Annotated in this window: 22 protein-coding genes; 10 read left to right on the top strand and 12 right to left on the bottom strand. The window is 40.4% G+C overall.

Features of this window, described 5'->3' with window-relative positions; genetic code table 11:
• Positions 1-139: 139 nt before the first annotated feature.
• The 8 genes from ACS5PU_RS13695 to rpsT all read right to left on the bottom strand — a co-directional run bounded on the left by ACS5PU_RS13695 (position 140) and on the right by rpsT (position 5835).
• Positions 140-334, bottom strand: coding sequence for a hypothetical protein (locus ACS5PU_RS13695; protein ID WP_439459733.1), 195 nt, complete (start codon positions 332-334; stop codon positions 140-142).
• Positions 335-349: 15 nt separating this feature from the next.
• Positions 350-544, bottom strand: a complete 195-nt coding sequence (locus ACS5PU_RS13690) for a hypothetical protein (RefSeq protein WP_439459732.1) — start codon at positions 542-544, stop codon at positions 350-352.
• Between the two features lies 1 nt (position 545).
• Positions 546-1940, bottom strand: a complete 1395-nt coding sequence (locus ACS5PU_RS13685) for a radical SAM protein (RefSeq protein WP_439459731.1) — start codon at positions 1938-1940, stop codon at positions 546-548.
• A gap of 5 nt (positions 1941-1945) precedes the next feature.
• On the bottom strand, positions 1946-2710 hold the full coding sequence (locus tag ACS5PU_RS13680; RefSeq protein ID WP_439459730.1) for a prolipoprotein diacylglyceryl transferase: 765 nt from the start codon (positions 2708-2710) through the stop codon (positions 1946-1948).
• Positions 2711-2713: 3 nt separating this feature from the next.
• Entirely contained in the window at positions 2714-3547 is an 834-nt protein-coding gene (locus tag ACS5PU_RS13675) for an endonuclease/exonuclease/phosphatase family protein (RefSeq protein ID WP_439459729.1), read from the bottom strand.
• A 102-nt stretch (positions 3548-3649) separates the two neighbouring features.
• On the bottom strand, positions 3650-4348 hold the full coding sequence (radC, locus tag ACS5PU_RS13670; RefSeq protein ID WP_439459728.1) for a RadC family protein: 699 nt from the start codon (positions 4346-4348) through the stop codon (positions 3650-3652).
• Positions 4349-4436: 88 nt separating this feature from the next.
• Positions 4437-5507 carry a thioredoxin-like domain-containing protein gene (locus tag ACS5PU_RS13665; RefSeq protein ID WP_439459727.1) on the bottom strand — a complete coding sequence of 357 codons (1071 nt, stop codon included), beginning with the start codon at positions 5505-5507 and terminating at the stop codon, positions 4437-4439.
• Between the two features lie 73 nt (positions 5508-5580).
• Positions 5581-5835 (bottom strand): 30S ribosomal protein S20, encoded by a 255-nt coding sequence (gene rpsT, locus ACS5PU_RS13660; protein ID WP_029277289.1) that lies wholly within the window; start codon positions 5833-5835, stop codon positions 5581-5583.
• 243 nt (positions 5836-6078) lie between these two features.
• Here rpsT and purN point away from each other — a divergent pair, with 243 nt between their 5' ends.
• From purN to rodA, 7 genes are all read left to right on the top strand, one after another.
• Positions 6079-6657, top strand: coding sequence for a phosphoribosylglycinamide formyltransferase (gene purN / locus ACS5PU_RS13655; RefSeq protein WP_439459726.1), 579 nt, complete (start codon positions 6079-6081; stop codon positions 6655-6657).
• Between the two features lie 168 nt (positions 6658-6825).
• On the top strand, positions 6826-8352 hold the full coding sequence (purH, locus tag ACS5PU_RS13650; RefSeq protein WP_439459725.1) for a bifunctional phosphoribosylaminoimidazolecarboxamide formyltransferase/IMP cyclohydrolase: 1527 nt from the start codon (positions 6826-6828) through the stop codon (positions 8350-8352).
• A gap of 486 nt (positions 8353-8838) precedes the next feature.
• Positions 8839-9861 (top strand): rod shape-determining protein, encoded by a 1023-nt coding sequence (locus ACS5PU_RS13645; protein WP_010601761.1) that lies wholly within the window; start codon positions 8839-8841, stop codon positions 9859-9861.
• 94 nt (positions 9862-9955) lie between these two features.
• On the top strand, positions 9956-10795 hold the full coding sequence (mreC, locus tag ACS5PU_RS13640) for a rod shape-determining protein MreC (RefSeq protein ID WP_439459724.1): 840 nt from the start codon (positions 9956-9958) through the stop codon (positions 10793-10795).
• Positions 10788-11303, top strand: a complete 516-nt coding sequence (locus tag ACS5PU_RS13635; protein ID WP_439459723.1) for a rod shape-determining protein MreD — start codon at positions 10788-10790, stop codon at positions 11301-11303. Before mreC ends, ACS5PU_RS13635 begins: the two co-directional genes overlap by 8 nt.
• Positions 11303-13291 (top strand): penicillin-binding protein 2, encoded by a 1989-nt coding sequence (gene mrdA / locus ACS5PU_RS13630; RefSeq protein WP_439459722.1) that lies wholly within the window; start codon positions 11303-11305, stop codon positions 13289-13291. Before ACS5PU_RS13635 ends, mrdA begins: the two co-directional genes overlap by 1 nt.
• The gene (gene rodA / locus ACS5PU_RS13625; protein ID WP_439459721.1) at positions 13291-14553 is read left to right on the top strand and encodes a rod shape-determining protein RodA; all 1263 of its coding nucleotides are present in this window, start codon (positions 13291-13293) and stop codon (positions 14551-14553) included. Before mrdA ends, rodA begins: the two co-directional genes overlap by 1 nt.
• Positions 14554-14799: 246 nt before the next feature.
• On the opposite strand, the gene ACS5PU_RS13620 is transcribed toward rodA, so the two are convergent.
• The gene (locus ACS5PU_RS13620; protein WP_439459720.1) at positions 14800-16002 is read right to left on the bottom strand and encodes a hypothetical protein; all 1203 of its coding nucleotides are present in this window, start codon (positions 16000-16002) and stop codon (positions 14800-14802) included.
• 123 nt (positions 16003-16125) lie between these two features.
• On the opposite strand from ACS5PU_RS13620, the gene ACS5PU_RS13615 reads away from it, so the two are divergent.
• Entirely contained in the window at positions 16126-16707 is a 582-nt protein-coding gene (locus tag ACS5PU_RS13615; protein WP_439459719.1) for a thymidine kinase, read from the top strand.
• Between the two features lie 83 nt (positions 16708-16790).
• Positions 16791-17582 carry an SDR family oxidoreductase gene (locus ACS5PU_RS13610; protein ID WP_439459718.1) on the top strand — a complete coding sequence of 264 codons (792 nt, stop codon included), beginning with the start codon at positions 16791-16793 and terminating at the stop codon, positions 17580-17582.
• A gap of 382 nt (positions 17583-17964) precedes the next feature.
• Here ACS5PU_RS13610 and ACS5PU_RS13605 read toward each other — a convergent pair whose 3' ends face one another.
• Positions 17965-21378, bottom strand: coding sequence for a DEAD/DEAH box helicase (locus ACS5PU_RS13605; protein WP_439459717.1), 3414 nt, complete (start codon positions 21376-21378; stop codon positions 17965-17967).
• 210 nt (positions 21379-21588) lie between these two features.
• Between ACS5PU_RS13605 and ACS5PU_RS13600 the strand changes: the two genes are divergently transcribed.
• On the top strand, positions 21589-22356 hold the full coding sequence (locus ACS5PU_RS13600) for a DeoR/GlpR family DNA-binding transcription regulator (protein WP_439459716.1): 768 nt from the start codon (positions 21589-21591) through the stop codon (positions 22354-22356).
• 885 nt (positions 22357-23241) lie between these two features.
• Here ACS5PU_RS13600 and ACS5PU_RS13595 read toward each other — a convergent pair.
• Both ACS5PU_RS13595 and ACS5PU_RS13590 read right to left on the bottom strand, forming a co-directional pair.
• Positions 23242-24174 carry an endonuclease/exonuclease/phosphatase family protein gene (locus tag ACS5PU_RS13595; protein ID WP_439459715.1) on the bottom strand — a complete coding sequence of 311 codons (933 nt, stop codon included), beginning with the start codon at positions 24172-24174 and terminating at the stop codon, positions 23242-23244.
• 4 nt (positions 24175-24178) lie between these two features.
• On the bottom strand, positions 24179-25576 hold the full coding sequence (locus ACS5PU_RS13590) for an FAD-dependent oxidoreductase (RefSeq protein ID WP_439459714.1): 1398 nt from the start codon (positions 25574-25576) through the stop codon (positions 24179-24181).
• Between the last annotated feature and the right edge of the window lie 7 nt (positions 25577-25583).

Genomic DNA, 25583 nt, shown 5'->3' with positions numbered 1-25583 from the left:
TATTGAGATTTGAGATTCTAGATATGAGATTTGAGACTTCAAAAGCAACAAAACCATTTAAAGAATTATAAAACGCAAAGATATTATTTAAAGGCCAAAGGAGAAAGCCAAACGCGTAATCTTGACACAATAAAAATGACTAATGTCCAATATTCAGATTGGAAAGAATTACCGCGCATGCGCCTGCGCCGATTACCACCATGATAACGGATGCGATAACCAATTTGAGCCCGGGTTTAACCGGCTGGTTTCTTGCTGCTTTTACGATGACCTGAATGATACCAATCGCAAACAGCAGCGCGGCAGCTATCCAATATAGAATAAAAATTTCCATAAACTTAAACTATCATTAACCATTGACCAACAGCACCGCACAGGCCCCAAAACCGATTACCACCATAATTACCGAAATAATAATCAATTTAAGCCCAGGTTTTACAGGCTCGTTCCTTGATGATTTAACAATAACCTGAATAATCCCCACAATAAAAAGCACAACTACGGCAAGGCAGTAAATAACCAATAAGATGAATAAACCTCCCATATTAGTTCATATTTAATTTTTCCCTGATCTGATCTATTTTATTGTCACGATAAAAAATATTCATCGTTTCAAAAGGAACCATTTTGTATTTATCGCTTACAATGTGTACACAGGATTTTTTTACTGCACGCACATCAAAATCAAGCGGATCCATGAAATTCATGATGATGATCCGGAATAGATTATCATAACTTAAATTATCCGATTTTACCCTCGGCAGGCAGCACATCAGTTCGCCAAAGGTATCTTCGGCGCAATCTACCGAAACCCCTGTACTGAACAGGTTGAGCATGTGTTCTTTCAGTTTTTCATCGTGTTCGAACACAATGGTATTTTTAGAATTGTTCAGTAAATCTTCCGGATTGATGAGATGGGTCATGGGGATCACCTCATCTCCGATTTTTAGCGCATAGGCCATACACAGTGCATCGGGATTGCAGGGTACAGGGATTAAATCCTGTGGTGTAAAAATGGGATATTGCTCATAAATTTTCCTGCGCACTTCGGTTAGCGTAATCCTTCCCTGCTGATCGTTGTAATCATCATTTCTACCAGCCACCTGTGTAGGCTGGAAAGTAACCCCACGCACACATTTCTGCTTTAGTGCGTAATCCAAAATATCGCCAATTTCATGATCGTTTAAACCGTTCTGCAAGGTAACTACCAAAGTGGTAGATACATTAAACTGGTTAAGATGATCAATAGCCTTTCTTCTTACTTCGGTAAGATCTTCTCCTCTTAGCTTGGTTAATACCTCGGGACTAAAACTATCAAACTGCAAATAGATTTCAAAATCGGGCATATAGCTTGCCAGTTTCTCTACAAAGCCGATATCTTTTGCAATCCTTATCCCATTGGTATTTACCATTAAATGTTTAATGGGCTTTGTTTTGGCAAGATCCAATATCTTGAAAAAATCGGGATGTACCGTTGGTTCGCCGCCTGAAAGCTGAACCACATCGGGCTCGCCCTCGTTTGCCACCACAACATCCATCATCCGTTCTATCTCTGCCAAGGTGCGATGCCTCCCATAGTTTGGCGACGACATGGCATAACAGGTAGGACAAGCGAGGTTGCAACGGTCGGTAACTTCAATAACGGTTAAGCACGAGTGCTGTTCGTGATCGGTGCATAGGCCACAATCGTACGGGCAGCCGTAATGCACTTTTGTATTGAACTTAAGTGGCATTTCCGACTGCTTGTTATAATGCCTGATCTGCTTGTAATATTCCACATCATCAGCAATCATTATTTTACTATCGCCGTGGGTCCTGCAGTTTTTCAGCATAAATACCTTGGCATCCTGAAATACAATTTTAGCATCGCAAAGCTGTAAGCATTCCGGACAAAGGCTTTTCGTATAATCGTAGTATATATAATCTCTGGTATTGGCCATAATATTTACTGTTTATGTAAAACCCGCTTCGAAATCCGGATGATGAATGTATAATAATAAATAAAAATAAACAATGCAGACCAATGAATACTGCTTAAGTTCAAAAATAAAGCTTGATAGGGCTTAATGAACTCGATTAAAAAGCGGAACAGGAAATATAATACCATAAACAGCTTGAAGCGATCGCCATTGATCAGCTCTTTATGCTTTAGGCCATTGAAAACAAAAATCAAAAATATGAGGTAAAGTATTTCATAAAGCATAATCGGATGCCTAGGTATGCCATCGCCCAGATCCATACCTGTAAAAAGATGGGTAGGAATGCCATAGGTTGGCTCATCAATCCCCATAGAAAAGCAGCCTATACGGCCAATGATCAGGGCAACTAAAATGGGAAGAACGTAAATATCGCCCGAGGCAATATGCACACCTATTATTTTCTTCATCAACTCAACCCCGAACAAACCTCCCAACAGGCCACCAACAATGGTTTTACTCTGATACAGGAAAGAGAAAGTTAGGTGACCAATGATTTCTGGTGTTTCCAATACGGCCACCACCCGCGATCCGATCAAAGCGCCCAGCATGGCCCCCAACATAATCCATAACCTGCCATCGTCAGAAATTGGATCTGCAATATCTTTTTTAAGGTAATAATACACCCTTACACCGATAATAAAGGCGAGTGTTTCGAAAATATAGTGGTAATGGTACTGGTTACCAAAAAGTTCGAACTGAAAAGGAAAGGGCGATGGCGTTTTTAGCTGCATGTACTAAAACCAAAGCCTGCAAAATACCGGAAGGTGGTCGGAATAGTATCTTTTATCTTTGCTATCGGTTAAAACTGCAAATTTCTGCACTTTAAAACCTTTGTTTACAAAAATGTAATCAATCCGGTCTTTTAAATCACTGTCGAAATGGAAACCGTTAAAGGTACCCACCGGACCATAAGGCGGCTCTGCAGAAACTTCTTTCGCATCGGTAAGGAAAGATTTTATTGTTGCTATTGCTTCAGTTTCTGGTGTCACGTTTAAATCGCCAGTAAAAACAACAGGTAAAGTTGGGGCAATTTGTTGTATTTTTTGTTTCAACAATTTAGCCGATTCAATTCTGGCTTTAACACCAATGTGATCGTAATGGGTATTAAAAACCAGAAATTCCTTTTTATTCTGCTTATCATACAGTCTCACCCAGCTGCACACGCGGTTAAGCGCTGCGTCCCAACCTTTTGATGGTACATCAGGCGTTTCCGACAGCCAAAAAGTACCACCGTCTTTTTTCGTGAACCTATTTTTATCAAAGTAAACAGCCGAAAACTCTCCTTTTCTTTTACCATCATCGCGCCCTACACCAACCACATCAAAGTCCGATCCTTCCAGTAAGGCATCAAATTGTTCGGGCAAGGCTTCTTGTACACATAGAATATCTGCATCATGGAATTTAACCAATGCCTTTACATTTTCTTTACGGTTGGGCCAGGCATTCACCCCATCAGAGGCAACATTTAGCCTGATATTATAGGTAATAATATTAACAGGAACACCTTTTTTCTGGGCAAACGCAGAAAAGGCAAACATCAAAACAATAGGGATGATTAGTTTTTTCATAAGTAATGCAATTTTACGGATTTTTGCCGTACCAAGTCTTTATAAATTTAGCCGCGATGATAACAATTTACCGTTAATTCTATTTAAAGCATTCAATATTTTTCAAATTAAATCTTCATCCTTATAGCTGTAATACCGGTTATTTGCAAAAATGAGATGATCAACCACATAAAGGCCCAATAAATTACCTGATGCAACAAGGTCCTGCGTGAGTTTATCGTCGCTATCACTGGGCCTTAAATTCCCGGAAGGATGGTTGTGTGCAAGCACAATATTTGCGGCATTGTTCTCCAGCGCAATTTTAAAGATAATCTTCGGATCGGCCACTGTTCCGGCCTGCCCGCCCCTACTGATCAGAAATTTGCCAATGATATGGTTAGACCGGTTTAACAACAAAATCCAGAATTCTTCGTAATGCAGGTTGGCAAAGGTTTGGTTCAGGTATTTATACACATCATTTGAGGTGGTAATCTGGGTAATTACTTCTTCTACAGTTTCTTTACGCCTCAGGCCCAGCTCCAAGGCTGCAATAACCGTTAGGGCCTTGGCTTCGCCTATCCCCTTAAATTTAGCCAGATCCTGAATGGAAGCACTGCCCAGTTTCATTAAATTATTTCCGTAAAAGGCCAAAATCCTTTTGCTGAGGTCGACAGCTGTTTCACTTTTATTGCCCGAACCTATTAAAATTGCAATCAGTTCGGCATCGGTTAAATGCCGCCGGCCATGCAGCAAAAGCTTTTCTCTTGGGCGGTCTTCTTCTGCCCATAATTTTATCCGTAGTTTGTGTTTAAAGTTTTCCATTTTTTTGGCAAAAAAAAAGGCATCCCCACTTTTGGTTGGGATGCCTTCCACTAATATCGTAAAATATTTGAAGAAATTAAGCTTTAAATTATTTCTCTGCCGCTTTTGAAAAAATTTCCTGAAGTTTTTTATTTAAATCATCTCCCCTTAAACCACGGGCCAAAACTTTGCCCTCCCTATCAATTAAAATATTATCGGGAATAGACCGGATATTAAACATTTTTGCCACCTCGTTATTCCATCCATTTAAATCTGAAACCTGTAACCAGGGCAATTTATCATCTTTTATTGCTTTTAACCACCGCTCTTTTTTATCATCCAGCGATACTCCAAAAACTTCAAATCCTTTATCCCGATATTGCTGATATGCTTTCACAACAATGGGATTTTCCTGCCTACAGGGAATACACCACGATGCCCAAAAATCTACCATAACATATTTACCGCGTAACGATTGGATCGAAATCAATTTACCATTTACGTCTTTTTGGGCAAAATCAGCAATCTTTTCACCTATGGTTATGGGCATTTTGGTAATCGTAGCGCCAAGAATACTCAGCCCTGACTGGGATTGTTTTATTTCAGGACTTAATTGCTGATAAATTTCTCTTAATTTTTCAGGATTAAAGATTCTTATATTCCTTTCCAAAATAACTGTTGAGGCTATAGTATTGGGTTCTGAGTATAAAAAATTCAAAACTATTTTTCGAATTGCTATATTTTTCAACTCAGCATCCTGAACGTCTTTAATGCTTGCAGTTATCATCTTCGACACAGAATCTATCAACTGATCGGTTTTACTCTGTTTATCTGGTTTTGCATTGACCTGCAGACTTTTTCGCTCTCCCCGGCTTGTAAACACAGCTGTAGTTAGCGTATCTATTTCAAGATAAATATTTCCTCCTTCAATATAAAAAGGCGTAAGGCCCTGCTGCAATTTACTCTCTATATTAATAAAACTATTTTCGGGAAGGCCAACCTTACCTTTAAAAACAAATCTGCCATCCTTTGAATAAACAGAATCCACTTCTATCCCATGGCGCAAATAAACTTTGCCTTGATACTTCGATTTAAAAAAGCCACTTACGGTGTAAGGCTTTTGCGCAACGGCCACTATCGTGAATAAAGAAAATAATGAGATTAGAAAGGAGCGTTTCATCTTCGAAAATTTAGGGCATAAAAAAACGGTATCGAATTGCTTCAATACCGTCCCTAATATCGTAAAAATTAGCTTATTTTAAACCGTTAACGAATTTCGTTAATTTTGATTTATTGTTAGCCGCTTTGTTTTTGTGGATAATGTTCTTTTTAGCTAAACGATCTAACATAGAGATTACTTTAGGCAATAAATCAGATGCAGATTTTTTATCTTCTGCAGCACGTAATCTTTTAATAAAGGTACGTGTAGTTTTTGCCTGATATCTGTTACGTAAACGTTTTGTTGCGTTTGCTCTAATTCTTTTTAATGAAGATTTATGATTTGCCATTTCTATTTAGCCTTTTATTTTTCTTAATCGTTTCCTATAATTCGGGTTGCAAATATAGGATTAATGTTTTTAAATTACAAAAGACTTTTAATTTTTTTATTCATTAAATTTTAACCCGTTTTGCAAAGCACAAATGTAAGGCAAAATTATTCATTAATAATACTTTAAGGAGTAAGAATAAAATTTAACTTCGATTGAGAAAACAGGCTTAAAAATACTATTTTTGGGCAAAACGATTTTTGAGTGAAAAAACGAATAGCCATCTTTGCTTCAGGTTCTGGCTCTAATGCCCAAAAACTGATGGAGCATTTCAAACGGAGCAACGATATAGAAATTTCTTTGGTATTAACCAATAATGCCGATGCCTATGTGTTACAGAGGGCTGATAATTTTGAAATCCCCACCCATATTTTTGACAGGAATGAGTTTTACCACACCGATGAGGTAATAGATCTTTTAAAAAACCTGGAGATAGATTTTGTGGTGCTGGCCGGTTTCTTATGGCTGATCCCCAAAAACCTGATACACGCCTACCCTGGCAGAATTGTGAACATCCACCCGGCTATTTTGCCTAAGTTTGGGGGCAAGGGCATGTATGGCGACCATGTGCATAATGCTGTAATCGCTGCCGGCGAAGCAGAGGGCGGAATAACCATCCATTACGTTAACGAAAATTACGATGAGGGCGAGTACATTTACCAGGCCAGGTATAAAATCGATAAAAACGACAACCTGGAAATGGTTAAATTTAAAGGCCAGCAACTGGAGCACCAGCACTACCCCCGGATTGTAGAAACCATTGTAAAAAAAATCAGTAAATAGCGCAATTAAATATATGGCATAGCTATTTTAAACCAGCTTTATATCCCTGATTTCAATTCAAAAAAACAGCTTATTATATATAGTAGAATAAAATTTAATATTGATGGGTAATTCTCATTAAAAAACAATCCTGTTTTACTACCTTTGCGGCTCAAAATTTACAGTAAAATGAGTCAGCCAATTAAGATTAAAAACGCTTTAATTTCAGTATATTATAAAGATGGTTTAGAACCATTGGTAAAATTGTTAGCCGCACAGGGAGTTCAGTTATTCTCTACCGGCGGAACAGAACAATTTATCAAAGATTTAAATCTTCCGGTTACAGCGGTTGAGGATTTAACAGGTTATCCATCTATCTTAGGCGGACGTGTAAAAACCCTGCACCCGAAAGTTTTTGGCGGCATTTTAAACCGTAGGGCATTAGCTGGCGACCAAGAGCAGATTGCAGAATACGAAATTCCAGAAATCGACCTGGTAATTGTTGATTTATATCCTTTTGAAGAAACCGTAAAAGCAGGTGGCACACCTGAAGAAATTATCGAAAAAATCGATATCGGTGGTATTTCACTTATCCGCGCAGCGGCAAAAAACTTTAACGATGTAGTTATCATTGCATCTAAAAACGACTACCCTACCTTACAGGCACAATTAGAGGAACAAAATGGTGAAACCACTTTAGCACAGCGCAAAGCATTTGCTAAAAAAGCTTTCCATACTTCTTCTCACTACGATACAGCTATTTTCAATTACTTCAATCAAGAAGAACCGCTTGATGTATTTAAACAGAGCGTAACCGAAGCTAAAACTTTGCGTTATGGCGAAAACCCACATCAAGGTGCTGTATTTTACGGCAATTTAGATGCGATGTTTACCAAACTGAACGGCAAAGAACTTTCTTATAACAACCTGGTTGATGTGGATGCAGCAGTTGCGCTGATTGATGAATTTGAGGAGCCAACTTTTGCCATTTTGAAACACACCAATGCTTGTGGTATTGCTTCGCGTGCAACGGTTAAACAAGCTTGGATTGATGCTCTGGCATGCGATCCGGTTTCGGCTTTTGGTGGTGTTTTAATTACCAATGTTGAGGTTGATTTAGCAACAGCAGAAGAAATTAACAACCTATTTTTCGAAGTGTTAATTGCACCTTCTTACCAGCCAGAGGCTATTGAGCTGTTCAGCAAAAAGAAAAACCGCGTTATTTTACAGCGCAATGAAGTAGAACTGAGCAAAAAACAGTTTAAAACTTTATTGAACGGTGTAATCGAGCAGGATAAGGATTTAATTATCGAAGGTCCTGAGCAAATGACAGCTGTTACCGAAAAAGCACCAACTGCACAAGAGTTAAAAGATTTATACTTCGCCAACAAAATTGTAAAACACACCAAATCGAACACGATTGTTCTGGTTAAGGATGATGTTTTAATTGCAAGTGGTGTAGGCCAGACCTCGCGTGTTGATGCTTTAAGACAGGCTATTGAAAAAGCGGCTTCTTTCGGTTTCAGTGTTAAAGGTGCTGCAATGGCTTCTGATGCCTTCTTCCCTTTCCCTGACTGTGTAGAAATTGCTGCTGATGCAGGCATTACTGCAGTTTTACAACCAGGTGGATCGATCAAAGACGCAGATTCTGTAGCTAAAGCCAACGAAAAAGGTATTGCAATGGTAACTACCGGCGTAAGACACTTTAAACACTAGTTAAGGTGGAAGGTTGAGGGCTTAAAGGCGGAAGGTTTTAGCTGCCTACTAACCTATACGCTCATAGAGAGGTGGAAGGTTGAGGGCTTAAAGGCGGAAGGTTTTAGCTGCCTCCTAACCTATACGCTGATAGCAAAGTGGAAGGTTTAAGGCTTAAAGGCGGAAGGTTTTAGCTGCCTACAGCGTTACAAAACCAGACTTGAAACTTTGAGGGGTTTCCCCCTTTGGAGGGGGCAGGGGGAGGAAATTTGAAAAACCGAACCCATGTGTAATAAACCCGATACCAGTGGATCCGATTTTTCATCGAATAGAACGGATAGCGGGACTGCTTTAAGCCAAGAATTACGGGTTTTTATTTTCTCGTCATTTTAATTGCCTTAAAAACAATTTAATAAAGAAAGAAAATAAAACTTAAAACAATAAAAAGACTATTTTTACATTAGGAATAGTATAGATTTGATAAAATAAAGAAAACATACCTTATACATGGGATTATTTAACTGGTTTACGCAAGAAGTTGCCATTGATTTGGGCACTGCGAATACCCTTATTATACATAACGACAAAGTAGTTGTAGATGAACCATCTATCGTAGCTTTTGATCGTACTACAAACAAAGTTATTGCCATTGGCCGCCAGGCCATGCAGATGGAGGGTAAAACCCACGATAATATTAAAACTGTCCGCCCATTAAAAGATGGTGTAATTGCCGATTTCAACGCTGCTGAAGCCATGATTAAAGGCATGATCCGCATGTTAAACGGCGGTAAAGGCTGGATGTTCCCTTCTTTACGTATGGTAATCTGTATTCCATCGGGTATTACCGAGGTAGAAAAACGTGCCGTACGCGACTCTGCCGAAATTGCAGGTGCAAAAGAAGTATACCTGATACACGAACCAATGGCTGCTGCTGTGGGTATTGGTATTGATGTGGAAGAACCGATGGGTAATATGATTATCGATATCGGTGGTGGTACTACCGAAATTGCCGTTATCGCTTTATCGGGTATTGTTTGCGATCAATCTATCCGTGTTGCCGGAGATAACTTCGACTCTGATATTGTAAACTACATCCGCCGTCAGCATAACATCATGATCGGTGACCGTACAGCTGAAAAAATTAAAATTGAAGTGGGTGCAGCTTTACCTGAATTACAGGATGCGCCTGCTGATTTTGCTGTTCAGGGCCGTGATTTAATGACCGGTGTACCGAAACAGATTACAGTTTCTTATACTGAAATTGCACACTGCTTGGATAAATCGATCTCTAAAATTGAAGAAGCGATTTTAAAGGCTTTAGAGATCACTCCTCCAGAACTTTCGGCAGATATTTACCAAACCGGTATTTATTTAACCGGTGGTGGCGCCTTGCTAAGAGGTTTAGATAAGCGCGTTGCAGCTAAAACCAAATTACCTGTTCACGTTGCTGAAGATCCACTTCGTGCGGTAGTTCGTGGAACCGGTATTGCGCTAAAAAATATTGGTGGCTATAAATTCTTAATGCAATAACATTTAGTTTGGAGTTTGGGGTTGTGAGTCTGGAGTTTCCACTCATATACCAAACTTTTAACTTTAAACTCCAAACTTTTAACTCCAAACTCAAATGCGTAACCTTTGGATTTTCATCAGCAGATACAACGCATTTTTTTTATTTATCATCTTTTTTACGGTTGGTATTTACCTAACGGTGAAAAACAACGCCTACCAGCGCAGCGTAACCTTAAACTCTACCAATGAAGTTGTAGGTACGGCCTACGAAAGGCTTAATGTTTTTAAAAGATACCTGAATTTGGGCATGGTAAACGATAGCCTCGCGGCAGAAAATGCGAAGTTAAAAACCCAACTGCTTGGATTAACCACCATTGATACGGCCAAAGAGGTGAAGGTAATTGATACGGTTACCAATCAGCAATATTCCTATCTGGCAGCCAAAGTGGTTAAAAACTCCATTACCTTACGCAATAACGTAATGACGATTAATAAAGGTACTGTTGACGGCATAAAAAGCGGAATGGCTGTTATCGCCCCTCAAAAGGGAGTGGTAGGCTTTATACGTGATGTTTCTGCGCATCTGGCTACTATCCAATCGCTATTGCATAAAGACACCAGGATTAGTGTTACCTTAAAAAAGAATAACGCTTTAGGATCTTTGGTTTGGGGAGATGGAAATTTCGACATCAGAAAAGCTTTTGTGAAGGAAGTTCCCAACCACATTAAAATGAACGTGGGCGATACTGTTGTTACTTCGGGTTTTGGTTCATTCCCGGCAGGTATTTTGGTAGGCCGGATTACAAAGCCCAATGTGGCCACCAATGATAATTTCTTATCAGGAGAGTTGAATTTATTTACAGATTTTAGCACATTGCAATATGTATATGTGGTTAAAGATAAAAAAGCTGAAGAGCAGAAAGCTTTAGAAAGCATCGTTAAGCCGAATGAATAGTAGAATCATAATTGTTAATGTGATCAGGTGGTTTTTACTGCTTTTTGTGCAGATATTCCTGCTCAAGAACATGGGCTTCTACGACCTTTCTACTCCATTTATCTACGTACTGTTTTTGTTGCTGCTGCCTTTTGGCATGCCCAATATCCTGTTGTACCTTTTGGCTTTTGGAACTGGCCTAACACTCGATGCTTTTTACGATACCATGGGCGTGCATGCTACCGCATGTGTGGTGCTCGCCTTTGTTAGGATATCGTTTATTTCTATAAGTTTAAACCGCGACGCAATTGACGACCCAGAACCATCGTTAAGTTATATGGGTTTCCAATGGTTTTCTCTTTATGCTTTTCTTTGCGTTGCTGCACACCATTTGGTGCTGTTCTTTCTAGAAACATTTAGGTTAACCGAAATTGGCTATACCCTAATGAGATGCGGCCTAAGCTGTATCTTTACACTGCTTATTATTTTATTGGTAGAGTTTATATTCTATAGAAGAACGCCACGCTAATGGATCAATTATTTAACAGGAAATATATCGTTCAAGGGTTGTTTATTGCAATTGCGCTGATTTTATTGGCCAAATTGTTCTACATCCAGATTATTAGTGATAAGGCGTTTATTTCTGCAGAAAGTAATGTATTAAAGAAAAAATACAAATACCCTGCACGTGGTGCCATATTAGACCGAAACATGAAGGTTATTGTGCAGAACGAACCTGTTTACGATCTGATGGTAATTCCGAACGAGGTAAAAGAATTTGATACGGTTGCACTTGCTTCTGCACTCGAAATTTCGGTGGCAGATGCCCGTAAATTTATGCGCAAGGCAAAGGCAAAATCCAATTACCAGGCCACTCCTTTTGTAAAACAGATTTCGGTTCAAAGTTATGCGCGTTTACAGGAAATTATGTACCGTTTTCCAGGCTTTTCTACACAAGACCGCACCATAAGACATTATCCAGATAGTGTTGGCGGGCAGCTTTTTGGCTATGTAAAAGAGGTAGATAGTGCCGATATTGCCAAATCGGAAGGCTTTTATAAACCAAGTGATTATAAAGGCAAAAGCGGACTGGAAAGATCGTACGAAGAGGTTTTAAGGGGCGAAAAAGGTGTTGTAAATACCATTTATGATGTGCACAATACACCTCAGGGAAGTTATGCCGATGGAAAGTACGATATCAATGCGGTTTCTGGCGAACGCCTGATTTCGGGTATCGATATCAGGATACAGAAACTGGGCGAACAGCTTATGGCCAATAAGGTTGGTGCCATAGTGGCCATTGAGCCTTCAACAGGCGAAGTGCTTGCCTTTGTGAGCAGCCCGGGTTACGACCCAAATTTACTGGTTGGCAGAAGTCAGGGAAATAATTACATGAGCATCATCAGTAATCCCTATAAACCCTCAATTGTACGCCCTATTCAAGGTAAATACCCTCCAGGTTCTTCATTTAAACCTATTGATGCGCTACTTGGTTTGCAAGAAGGCGTAATAGACGAAAATACAACCTTTAATTGCCCTGGCTACTATATGGCCGGAAACCATAAGGTAAAGTGCGAACACGTTGATGGCAATATCAGTATGCGCCGCGGAATTGCTAGGTCGTGTAACACCTATTTTTGTCATGTATTTCAAAAACTGATTACTAAAAACGGCATGAAAAATCAACGCGAGACTTATCAGGACTGGCGTGATAAAATTGCCAAATTTGGTTTCGGGCAAACACTTGGCATCGATTTACCTTTTGAAAAAAAAGGGTATTTTTATAACTCCGATCATTACGATAAAATTTATGGTAAACGATGGGGGTATACTACTGTTATTTCTCAGGCCATTGGCCAGGGAGAAATAACTGCAACGCCTCTGCAGATTGCCAATGCCATGGCCATTATTGCCAACAGAGGTTATTACATTAAGCCCCATCTGATTAGGGCAATGGGCGATAAAATTAAAAAGGAGTACGTAAATAAAAATTATGTAGGTATTGATGCCAAGTATTTCCAACCCGTTATTGATGGCATGCAAGATTGCGTAAACAGCGGTTGGGGAACGGCAACACTCTCGCGTATTCCTGATATTTTAATGTGTGGCAAAACCGGAACGGTGCAAAATCCACATGGAAAAAACCACTCGGTTTTTATCGGTTTTGCCCCGCGCGATAATCCGAAAATTGCAATTGCTGTGATTGTAGAAAACGCCGGTTATGGAAGTACCTATGCCGCTCCTATTGCCAGTTACATGGTAGAAAAATATATTAAAGGAAATGTTTCGGGTGCAAGGGCCGCACAGGTTGAGTGGATGAAAAACCAAAATCTGTTGCCTTTATTAATCGATAAATCGAAGAAAATAAAGCTGAGCAAAACAGATAGCTTAAACCTTAAAAAAGCCGACTCTGTTAAAAAAGTTAGCGATAGCTTAAGGATAAAGGCCGCGAGTACAAAAAGACAGCAATCAGTAAAACGAATAGAAAAGCAAAACCCAATTACCGGTAAAAGATAATGCAGCAACAACAGGGAAACCGCTTCTTTTTTAATGTAGATTGGATCACCGTGCTAATCTATATCGCTTTATGCGCAGTTGGTTTTACCAATATCTTTGCATCGGTACCACCAGAAAAATCGGCTGCATTCGATTTCGGCGCCCTTTACGGCAAACAGCTGATCTATATTGTGACAGGTTTAGTACTCGGTCTTTCCATCCTGTTATTTGATGGACGGCTATTTAACGTATTTGCCCCATTTATTTACGGCATAACACTCTTATTGCTGGTAATTGTATTATTTGTAGGGCGAAACGTTGGTGGTAACCAGGCCTGGATCCCAATTGGTTCTTTTAGGCTGCAGCCATCAGAGTTTGCCAAATTTGGTACGGCATTGCTTTTGGCCAGGTACGTAAGCACCTTCAACCCTAAGTTTAGGGATATTAAATCGATTGTAATAGCGGGTTTAATTGTACTGGCACCCCTGTTACTGATTATGCTACAGCCCGATACGGGTTCTGCACTTGTTTTCCTGGCTTTTATGTTCCCTTTATACCGTGAAGGTTTATCGGGCTATTTCCTATTGATTTTTTTGGGCATGATTGTACTGTTTGTAGCCGATTTCTTAGTGCCAACCTATGTACTGATCTTGATTCTGACCACAATTGGAGGCCTGTTTATTTATAACAACAGAAGAAAACAGAAAATTATTATTTCTACAGTTTTGGTTACCCTTGTAGCCATTGCCTATTTATTTGTGGTTAAAATTGCCTACGAAAAAGTTCTGGCGCCACACCAACGCAGCCGTATTGAATTGATGCTGGGTTTAAAAACCGATAATAAAGGCGCTGGTTATAATGTAATTCAATCGCAGATTGCCATTGGCTCCGGTCAGGCAACTGGGCGTGGCTTTTTGCAGGGTACACAAACCAAATATGGCTATGTACCCGAGCAGAGTACTGATTTTATTTTCTCTACCATTGGCGAAGAATGGGGATTTTTAGGCTGCTCGGTGGTAATTGGCCTTTACATATTCTTATTACTCAGATTGATTAACCTGGCAGAGCGGCAAAGATCTACCTTTTCGAGGGTGTATGGTTATAGTGTGGCCTGCATTCTTTTTTTCCACGTATTTATCAATATCGGTATGACGATCGGTATTATCCCGGTTATCGGGATTCCACTGCCTTTGATCAGCTATGGAGGCTCATCGTTATGGAGCTTTACCATTCTCCTTTTTATCTTTTTGAAACTGGATTCGAATAGAATGGGTTTTATTTAGTCTTTAGTCAGTAGTCGTAGCATTTGACATAAGACAATGTAACGCTATTAAACTGGGCATTACAAATGCCAGCCTCGTACATCCTCGTTACAAACGAAGACGATGTCGCATGAAGGATTCTGGAAATCGTAATGACTACATGAAGATTCCCGCATGCGCGAGAATGACGCTTGATTTGAAACCTTCAGAACACTACAGACAGATTGTAACGTCAACGCTTTGCGCTATCCGCCTATCGCTACGCCCTTACTTGCTAAATCTCCTGTTCAACAGTTCATAAAACTGATCAACTGTGGCCTGTTTGTTCGCCCAGTTATTCTTGGCGGCATAATTGTTCTGTAGAAAAGCATCTGCTGCCTCAAAGCTGTTCATCTTGTTTACAATATCAATAGCTTCGGAATAGGCCAGGTTATAACCGTTAAAGAGATCTTTGATAAACAGTAATTTTTCATTTAAACTAATGCCCTGTTTTAAATCGGCAATGGGCGCTTTAACCGCTTCTTCGAGTTTACCATTAGTTTTGGCCAATAAATCATTTAAACTTGGTGCCGGCTTAGTAACCGATGGTTGCGGCGTTGGTTTTACCGGAACGGCTTCGGGCCTAAACAAAGGGCGTTCTTGCTCAACTGGTGGCGAGATAATAGGCTCATCAAATTTTACATCTTTAAGTGCTTCAATTGGCTGAGTTGGAGCTGGGATCGGCTCAACTGGTGTTACAACAGCAACAGGCTCTTCCTTAACTGGTTGCTGGGCTTCCTCTTCTTCTTTCGAAATCAAGAATGGTTCAGGACCAATTTCATCATCTTCTGCCTGTAGCGCTTCATCCTGTATAGGTAATGCGCTCTCCTTTTCGTGTATTTTTTTCTTTTGTGCTAAAATCTCTGCTTCTTCTTTGCTTAAAGGGCGGTCGAAAATTTCATCAACTGATCCGATAGCTACCGGATTTGCTTCGTAATCGAACTGGTCATTTCCATCATGGTTACCCAGTACAAATTCAAAACTGTGGTCATCCTGATCAGGCTTAAAAAAGTCTTTGTTCAATAACGATTCGGCCTTTTCTTCTTCAATGGCCTCATCATCCAAAACCTCTTGTTCGGGCTTAACATCTACGCGTTCTTCCTCCTCTTCTGCTGTAGCCACCTCTTCCAGCTCCTGTGGGTCGAAACAATCATCATCCTCCACGTAATTTTTGGTTACTTCTGGCAAAATAATGGTATTCTGTTCTTCCAAAAGCACATGGTTACCTGCTTCTGGCGCCTTGTCTTCAACAAGATCATTTAATCTTTTAATGATGTTCACATGATCGGAAAGAAAGTGTGCGTTTGCCAGAAAAAGCTCGAGCTCCAGATCGTTAAACTGCTGGGGGTTTTTAGCCAGAAACTGGTATTGCTCATTTAATTCTGTTAAAATGCTGCCTATCTTTTTGAAAATATCTTGCTGGTTCATCATAAAATTAAAACGAATTTTTGGTCGATTTATGTTGGTAACTATGTGTTCAAAAATAACACATAATTCTCATATTTGTTCGGTTTAAAAATTATAGAACGAACATAGGGGAATAAAAAATCGGGCATGTTATTTAGTGAACAAAATTTTAGAAGAAGAGGCGAATTTTCGGGAAGTATAGAAGTAGTATGTGGTTCTATGTTTTCTGGTAAAACCGAAGAGCTGATCCGCAGGTTAAAAAGAGCTCAGATTGCTAAATTAAATGTCGAAATTTTTAAACCCCGTAACGATACCCGTTACCACGAAACTGCAGTGGTATCGCACGATCTAAATTCGATCAACTCTACCCCTGTTGATAGCGCATCGGCAATTTTACTGCTTGGCACCAACACCCAGGTTGTGGGTATAGATGAAGCTCAGTTTTTTGATGATGAGCTGCCCGATGTTTGCAATAAACTGGCCCTTAAAGGTATACGCGTTATTGTTGCAGGCTTGGATATGGATTTTACGGGCAAACCTTTTGGTCCTATGCCTGCTTTAATGGCCATTGCCGAACACGTTACCAAAGTAAATGCCGTTTGTGTTTGTTGTGGCAACCCCGCCTTGTACAGCTACCGCACAGCCGCAGATGAAGCTACCGTTTTATTGGGCGAAAAAGAAAGTTACGAACCCAGGTGCAGGGCCTGTTATAATTTGGGGAAAGGGTAAGGTAGTTAATTGATCATTGGTTCATTGGTCATTGGTTATTGGTTCATTTGTTATTGGGTTACCAATACCGCTAAATACATATCATGGAAACAAAAAACATCTCGATACTGGGTTGTGGTTGGTTTGGATTGGCTTTAGCCAAAAAATTAATCAGTCTAAATTATACAGTTAAAGGCTCTACAACCACTCCAGAGAAATTAACAGCGCTCCGGGCAGAAAATATAGATTCCTACCTGGTTAATTTTACCGCTGATGCTATTTCGGCAGATGCTGCTTTTTTTGAAGCTGATGCATTGTTTATCTGCATCCCTCCCAAAAGGAATTCAACAGAACTTCAGGATTATCCACAAAAGATAAAATCGATTCTACAGGCCGCAAAAGATAAATCAAAACAGGTGGTACTCATTAGCTCAACAAGTGTATATGCTGATGAAAACGAAATTGTTAATGAGGAAACGCCAACCAATCCCGATACCGGTTCGGGGAAAGTAGTAGCCGCAGCGGAAGAAATTTTACATCAGGAAATCCAAAATGCTACTGTTATCAGGTTTGCAGGACTGATTGGCCCTGAACGCAACCCCGGAAGGTTTTTCGCCGGAAAGACCAATGTTCCAAATGGCTTGGCTTCTGTAAATTTAATACACCAGGTGGATGCGGTAGGTGTTGCCCTTAAGGTATTAGAAAAACAGGCCTTTGGCCGGATATATCATGCCTGTGCCCCAAGCCACCCTCCCAAAATGGATTTTTATGTTGCCGCAGCAAAATCTGCTGGATTGGCTGAACCTCAGTTTATAGCTGAAAAAAAGAACTGGAAAATTGTAGAAAGCATAAATGTTGCGAAGTATTTAGCTTATGATTTTGAGGTAGAGATTTAAATAGGAGGAGCTTATATATGTGGTTCGTGGGGACACGAACCATGGCTATGGAAAGAACTGGAAAATTGTAGAAAGTATAAATGTTCCGAAGTATTTAGCTTATGATTTTGAAGTAGGCATTTAAATACGATGAACTTATATATGTGGTTCGTGGGGACACGAACCATGGCTGCGGAAAAAAGAACTGGAAAATTATAGAGAGTATTAATGTTCCGAAGTATTTGGATTATGTGTTTGAAGTAGAGATTTAAACTACAATGGGCTTATATACATGGTCGGCTCTATTTTCGAGAAAGATGCTGAAATAAATCCGATAGCTATCGGATCAGTATGACGATGATTGTACAATGGGGATTTTTTAAAGAAATGACGGGTAGTATAATTAACTCAACAATCCTAATAGCTCTTTCTTGGTTAGGTTCTTAAACAGGTTGCCATCTGTTTGTACCAAATTCTTAACGAGGTCTTTTTTAACCGCCTGAAGTTTCATAATCTTCTCTTCAATGGTACCGGGACAGATCAACCGTACGGCCATTACGTTTTTATGCTGCCCTATCCGGTATGCCCTATCTATCGCCTGGTTTTCTACAGCAGGGTTCCACCATGGATCGACCAGGTAAACATAATCGGCTTCGGTTAAATTTAAACCAACCCCACCGGCCTTTAAACTGATCAGAAAAACCGGAATATCTGCATTTTGCTGAAAAGAGCCAACTACTTCTTCCCGCTTTCGGGTTTTACCGGTCAAATATTCGTACTTAATGCCCCGGTTCTCCAGCTGCTTTTTAATCAGATCGAGCATGGTTACAAACTGGGAGAAAACCAGAATTTTGTGGTTACCGGCTTTACTTTCGATCTGCTCCATCAAAACATCAATTTTTGAAGAAGCCTGCAGGTAAGATTTGCCGTCGGCAAGCAGTGCAGCAGAATTACAGATCTGCCTCAACGTAGTAATGCTCTTTAATACATGCATGGCACTTTTGGGCAGTTCGTCTTCCTGTTTACCTAGAATAAAATCCTGGATTTCTTTTTTATTTGCTTCGTAAACTTCGCGCTGTTCTTCGCCCATTTCGCAATACAGCACAATTTCAGTTTTATCTGGCAGTTCTTTGGCCACCTGTTCTTTGGTACGGCGGAGTATAAACGGCCTTATTTTTCTTTGAAGCTCTTCTGATCTTTTGCTATCCTTAAACTGATCAATCGGTGTGGAATATAAATCAGCAAACTGCTGTTTACTGCCAAACAGTCCGGGGCAGGCAAAAGACAGCTGTCCGTAAAGGTCGAACGTGTTGTTTTCAACCGGGGTACCGGTAATGGCTACCTTATTTCTGGATTGCAGCATTCGAACGGCTTTATAACGCTGCGATTCGGGATTTTTGATCAGCTGCGATTCATCCAAAAAGATGTAATTGAAACGGTAATCTTTTAAGAAGCGGATATCGGAAAGCAAAGTTCCGTAGGAAGTTAAAATAATTTCATAATCACCGAACTTCTCGGTTGTTTTTGTCCGCTCGCCGGCGTAAATTGTTTTCACTTTTATCGAGGGGGCAAATTTATCTACCTCGGCTTTCCAGTTAAATATTAAGGATGCGGGCACCACAACCAGATTGGTATTGTGCTTTACCTTTTCGCGCTGCGATAAAATAAAGGCAATAATCTGTATGGTTTTGCCCAAACCCATGTCATCTGCCAAACAGGCCCCAAAATTAAAATCATCCAAAAAGTTGAGCCAGTTTAACCCGTCTTTTTGGTAATGCCTTAAGCTTGTTTTTAAACCTTTTGGTATTTCAACTTCTTCTATCGCGCCGTTCCCTTCAAATTTTTGGCGGTAAAGTCTCAGTTCATTTTTAACATCGCCATCCAAGAGTGCATCCTCGTAAAGTTCGTTTATGGAAGCAAATTTAATCTTTGGCGTAAGTATGGCTTCGTCGGTTACTTCTCCGGCATTAAAATAGGCAGTAAATTTTTCTATCCACTCCTGCGGTAAAATACCCTGGGTGCCATCATCAAGGGTTACAAATTTACTTTTGTTCCTGATGGATTTATGCAGCAGCTTTAAACCCACCTCTTGCTTACCAAATTTCACCTTTACCTTGGTTTCGAACCAATCGGTTCCACTTAAAACCTCTATATTGATTTTAGCCTGATACTCGCTGAGCTTATTGTTTTTGAGCTGGTTGAAACCATAAATATGGATGCCTTTGTTGCGCCAGGTTTCGAAAGCCTCCAAAAACCAGGCTTCTTCTAAAAAGCGTTTGCGGTGCAGGTAAAAGGAATCGTAGCTATTTTGTTCGAATAGAAAATCGTTTTCCATCTGCTCGTAAAAGTATGGGTGCGATCTGATCACATTCGAAATAAACTGAAGCTCGGCCTTTTCATCGCGCTGCAAAGTAAACCGGTTACCCAGCTTATCCTGCGCCTGTATCTGTTTTTTGGATAAAACCGGAATTTCCAGGTTTCCATAACGCATAACCGGGGTAATCAGGATAAAATCTTCAGATTCGGACAGATAAATGAGCTGTTCGTTTTCCAGGTCAAAACCTTTTTCTTCAATCTGGCTTTTGCTTGCAGGTTTTAAATAGGAATAATCTACATGGATACTACCTTCCAGTTGGATTAGAATTGCCTTTTGAAACTCAGGATATTTTGTTTTATGCAGGATTAAACGGTTACTCTGTTTCATAAAAAAACCAATAACCCTTAAAAAATCAAGCCTGCCGATTAAATACAACTGGTTTTTGAGCTTTACAAAATATTGATGCACCAATTGGAGGTTATCCATTTCGTACGATTTTCCCTCAATAACCAAACGGCCTGTAATTTCATAATATTCATCGCGCTGGTTAACGGAGAGCCGCAAATCTACATGCAGCAGGTGAACATCAACAGCTGTAATAGAGGCAGCTTGGATTGCGGAAGATTGTTTGGTATCCTGCAGGTAAAAAGGAAACTGCTGTGGATTTTTAACAATGGCTTTTAAAGCTTCTATCTCTTCCTCGCTCTGCCCCGGATCGTAATTTTGCTGAAATGCGGCAATGCCACTAAAAAACTTTAACAGATCGCTGTTATCGGTTCTAAAAAGCAGTTCTTTTGGGTTAACCTCTTTTAAGGGATTTTTAACCTTACCGTTTTTGGCTACTGAGGCTTCGAATAAACTGACCGTTAAGTTATTGTAATAGCGGTGCTGGCCCAGTACCACAATCATTTTGTCGGGCGCGCTTTTAGCTGTTCTTTTGATTTTGGATTTTGGGCTGGGCAATAAAATTTCTTCCAGGTTTTGCTGGGCCTCTTTGCTAAAAGGCTGCAGCGAATCCATTTTCGGTTTAATGCTTACCTCGTTATTTTCGTAATGGAGGTTAAATAAAAGATCGGGGTTTTCTTCTTTTTCCAGGCCATAATCCCGGGCAATTTTAATAATATTTTCTCTGCGCAGATTAATATCAAAAAAAATAAGCAGTGCTTTGCGCTGTAGGATATTGTACAAAACCTGCGCCTGGTGTTCGCAAAGTTTATTTTTTGGTGTGGTACAACGGCAAGAAAGCTTAACGGAATGCTCGCTCTGCTGCACCTGAACAATCGGGAAAGGCCCATCGGCTGTGTAATGGCTAAAAGCCGCAAAATCGATCTCAATCTGTTCGGGAAAAAGCTGAAAGAAACCTTTAGTACCGGTATCAACAGGGCCGCTTAAATGCTTGAGAATGGTGATGAGGCTAAGATCTTTCAGATTAAAATCACGTAAGATATAATCGTAAGGATTTGTTTCTGAAATTTGATTACTTAATGCCTGTTCGCTCATTTAAACCCCGATAGCTTGAGCAATAAAAGTAACAATTATTCAGTTTTAGCCATGATTAGTTCCGCAGATTTTTACAAACAAAATTTATAATATTAAATTAACATTATTATAACACCCTGAAAGATAATTTAACGAAGTTTAATTTTGAATAATCTATTTTTAAATTAAGTTTGTTCAGATTTTACTAAAATTAACCTCAACAAATTATATATGAAAAACATTACCGACAGGCACGAGTTCATTTTAAAGAAATTAAAGGAAGATGGAAAGGTTAGCATTATTGAACTAACCGATTTAATGGAGGTATCTGGCGTTACCATACGCAAAGATTTAAAGCTTTTGGAAGATAAAAGCCTGCTGTTCAGAACACGTGGCGGCGGCTCTATACATAATCCTTATGCAAACGAAAGAACGATAAATGAAAAGGCGTTTATCAATTCGGACGAAAAACAGAAAATTGCAAAAGCAGCACTTTCGCTGATCGAAAAAAGCGATTCGATTAGCATAGGCTCTGGAACTACTGTATTTGAACTGGCCAAATGCCTATATCCAAATAAACATTTAACCGTTATTACGCCAGCTTTAAAGGTTGGACTGGAATTGAGTACACGTCCAAATGTAGAGGTACTACAACTTGGCGGATTGATCCGCTCCAACTCTTCTTCTGTAGCCGGATCGTATGCAGAAAGGGTTTTGGGCGAAATTTCGTGCGGGGTTTTATTTTTGGGTGTAGATGGTATTGATCTCGACTTTGGTTTCTCTATTACCAACCTGGCAGAAGCTACTTTAAACCAAAAAATGATTGAAACTGCCCAAACTGTCGTAATTATGGCCGATAGTACCAAATTTGATAAGCGCGGACTTGGAAAAATATGTGGTTTTGAACAGGTTCAATATGTAATTACGGATGATGGGGTTTCGGATGTAATTGTAAACCAGATTGAAGAAAAAGGGGTTAAAGTTATTATTGCTTCTTAAGGGATATAACAAGTGTAATAATTAATATAACCACAGATACACACAGATGGTTAATGCGTTAAATGTTACCGAAGCGTAGTTGAAGGGCCAGCTAAACGGTTAAAATCTGCGCGAATCTGCACTTTTTATCCATTTAGATCTGCGGGAAGTTTATAATTATATTTCCCGCAGAAGGTGCAGAAAAGGAACACAGATGTACGCTGATGTATGCAAGCGTAACCTATCAACCGAAATAATCAAATTAGCCACGGAAACACGGAAAACACGGAGAGTATATACCGATAAACACCGTTGATACTATTCCGAACACCGCTGCCCTCGTTCAGAACCCCGTTGATGCCGTTCCGAACACCGCTGTCCCAGTTCCGAACACCGTTGATGCCGTTCCGAACCCCGCTGTCCTCGTTCTGAACCCCGTTGATGCCATTCCGAACACCGCTGTCCTTGTTCTGAACCCCGTCGACCTCGCCATTTCGAGCGGACCCAATAGCGCTATCGGGTGTAATGCAGTCGAGAACCACGAAAGTACTCAGCGAAGCTAAATCTGCCTTTATAGATTTCTCCATTTCGCTGCCGGTGAAAAACCAGCTAGCTCCATCCGATAGCTATCGGATCGAAATGACGATTCTTCTACTGAGTACCCGAACGATTAAAATCTGCGCGAATCTGCGCTTTTATCCATTTAAATCTGCGGGAAATAATTAGTTTCCCCGCAGATGGCGCAGAAAAGGAACACAGATGTACGCTGATGTATGCAAGCGTAACCTATCAACCGAAATAATAAAATTAGCCACGGAAACACGGAAAACACGGAGAATTTACAGAAAATGCACAAGCGGGACGCGTGCGCCAGCAATTGTAGATACTTACACCGGCGTTTGAGGATTAGTCAATAAAACCAATATCGGCGCTTACAAAGTAGTGGTCGCTTGGATAAACGCCATTTACCTCATCGTAAACAATTGCTGCATTTTGCACTTCTATTTTGCCCCGGGTAAAAATAAAATCTATTTTACCTGTTTGTTTTTCTTTGGTTTTAAGGTACGCTGGTCCTAAAAAGTTATGAAAGGTTGCTCCGGGCTCGTTAGGTCCGTGGGCGGTTAAATAACTTTCTTTCCAGCCACCTTCGGTAATAATGTTAAAAACCGGATTTTTCATATCCACATTAAAATCGCCAATCAGCAACTGAGGAAAATCGGCTATATACTGGGCACTTTCTTTCACAATCATTTGTCCCTGTTTATTCCGGGCTTCTTGATCTTTATGATCCAAATGGGTGGCCAGCACCCTAAATTCTTTGCCCGAATCTTTATCCAATAAGCGTACCCAGTTAACGTGTCTTGCCCTTGCTGTGTTCCAAGCTAAACTTCCTCCAATTTCTGGTGTTTCCGATAGCCAATAACAGCCAGCCGATACCATTGCGTAGCGCTTTTTGGAGAAAATAACCAGATTTTTAGCGATCCCGTTATAGGTTTCTTTGTTTACATCCATTTCAGGTCCATCAAAGCCGAATGAAAAGTAATTGGGCATTGCTTTCTGGATGTCTTCTGCCTGGATTCTCAGCACTTCCTGCAAACCGATAATATCGGGTTTCTGTGCCTTAATGGTCTGGATGCAGATTTCTTTTCTGGCTTTCCAACCTCTGCCAAGGGCATCATCTTCGGGCAGCGCCACCCTGATATTACAGCCCAATATGCGGTGGCTGCTCTTTTTTACATATGCCTTATCCATTAGCGCATTGGCCGATACAGGCAACACGCTAGCGCTCGCAGCAATGCCTAAACCTTTTATAAAATTTCTTCTCGAAAATGTTGTCATCAGATTAAGATTGAGCCAATTCCATTGGATTTAAAAATGCACCTTTTTCACTCAGCTCTTTGCGCAGGATATTAACATCTAACTGAGATGGCAACACGCCTAAACGGACCGATAATTTAGCGGCCCTGCCAGCTGCTTCGCCCATAGCCATACAGGGTGCCATTACACGGATAGCCGACATGGCCTCGTGCGTGGTGGATATACACCGGCCGGCCACAATTAGGTTTTCTATTTTTTCGGGGATTAGCGAACGGTATGGAATATCGTAACAATCGCCGCACCACTCTAAAGTACAGCCACCACCCTGCGGATGATGTAGGTCTAAAGGATAACTGGCCACAGCAATGGCATCCTCAAACCTACCACAGTTTAGAATATCAGCAGCAGTCATTACATATTTACCTACAATTCTACGCGTTTCCCTGATGCCGATAAAAGGAGCCATTTTTGTAAAATATGCTTTTTCAAAACCCGGCACATAATTGATCAGGTATTTCTGGATATCTTCAATCTGTTTTCTTCCTTCGGCCTCACCATAAGAAAGGCTTGCCGGATCTGTTCCATCTACACCGTTAACGCGGGTCATGTTTACCCAAACTTCGCCCTCGCGCAGCCCTGTAATTACAATGGTACGTTCGGTTGGTAAATGCAGGCCATCTTCTTGTGCCTTTTGAATCAAAGAACGCAAGCCAACTACAATAAACTGGTTATTCTGTCCGAAATACTCGTTTGGAATAAAATCAGTAAGGTAAGTACGCGGTTCTTCGGCAATACTTAAGCGCAGCTTTTCGGTATCAACATTTGCCAGGCAGAACATCAGCGTTGGTGGCTGCACACCGCCATTGTCGTTGCCCTGTTCGCAGGCTACGCCAGCTTTAAAGGCCACATCGGCATCGCCGGTACAATCGATTATTGTTTTGGCCAGAATTACTTCCCTACCCGATTTACTCTCGATGATGATCCCTTTAAGTTCGTTCTCTTCTTTGATTACGCCTACGCAAAATGCATATAGCAAAACATCAACTCCGCTCTCCAAAAGCATTTCGAGGCCCACGTTTTTAACTGCTTCGGGCTCTACCAGGGTTAAGCTCATGTGCAAAGGACATGGACGGTGCTCGCTTGCTGCGTTTTTTTCTTTTAAGCGGTCGATAAACCGTTGCGGCAAACCATTGATAATCTGGTTTCCCTTTTGGCCCAAAAAGCCTAAAATAGGCAGGCCAATAGTCATATTTCCGCCAACAAAACTTCTATTTTCAATCAGCATTACCTTTAAACCATCGTCGGCAGCGGCCTGGGCTGCAATTAAACCCGAGGGACCTCCACCAACCACTAAAACATCTACACTGGTTCTTACAGGAAGCTCTTTTGCAGGCTCGGTTACGGTTAAAACTTTGTTTTCCATTTTAAAA

This window comes from Pedobacter sp. GSP4 (assembly GCF_051857575.1).
GTDB lineage: Bacteria > Bacteroidota > Bacteroidia > Sphingobacteriales > Sphingobacteriaceae > Pedobacter.
The sequence above is the reverse complement of the archived record's forward strand: the minus strand, read 5'-3'. Positions and strand labels throughout refer to the sequence as shown.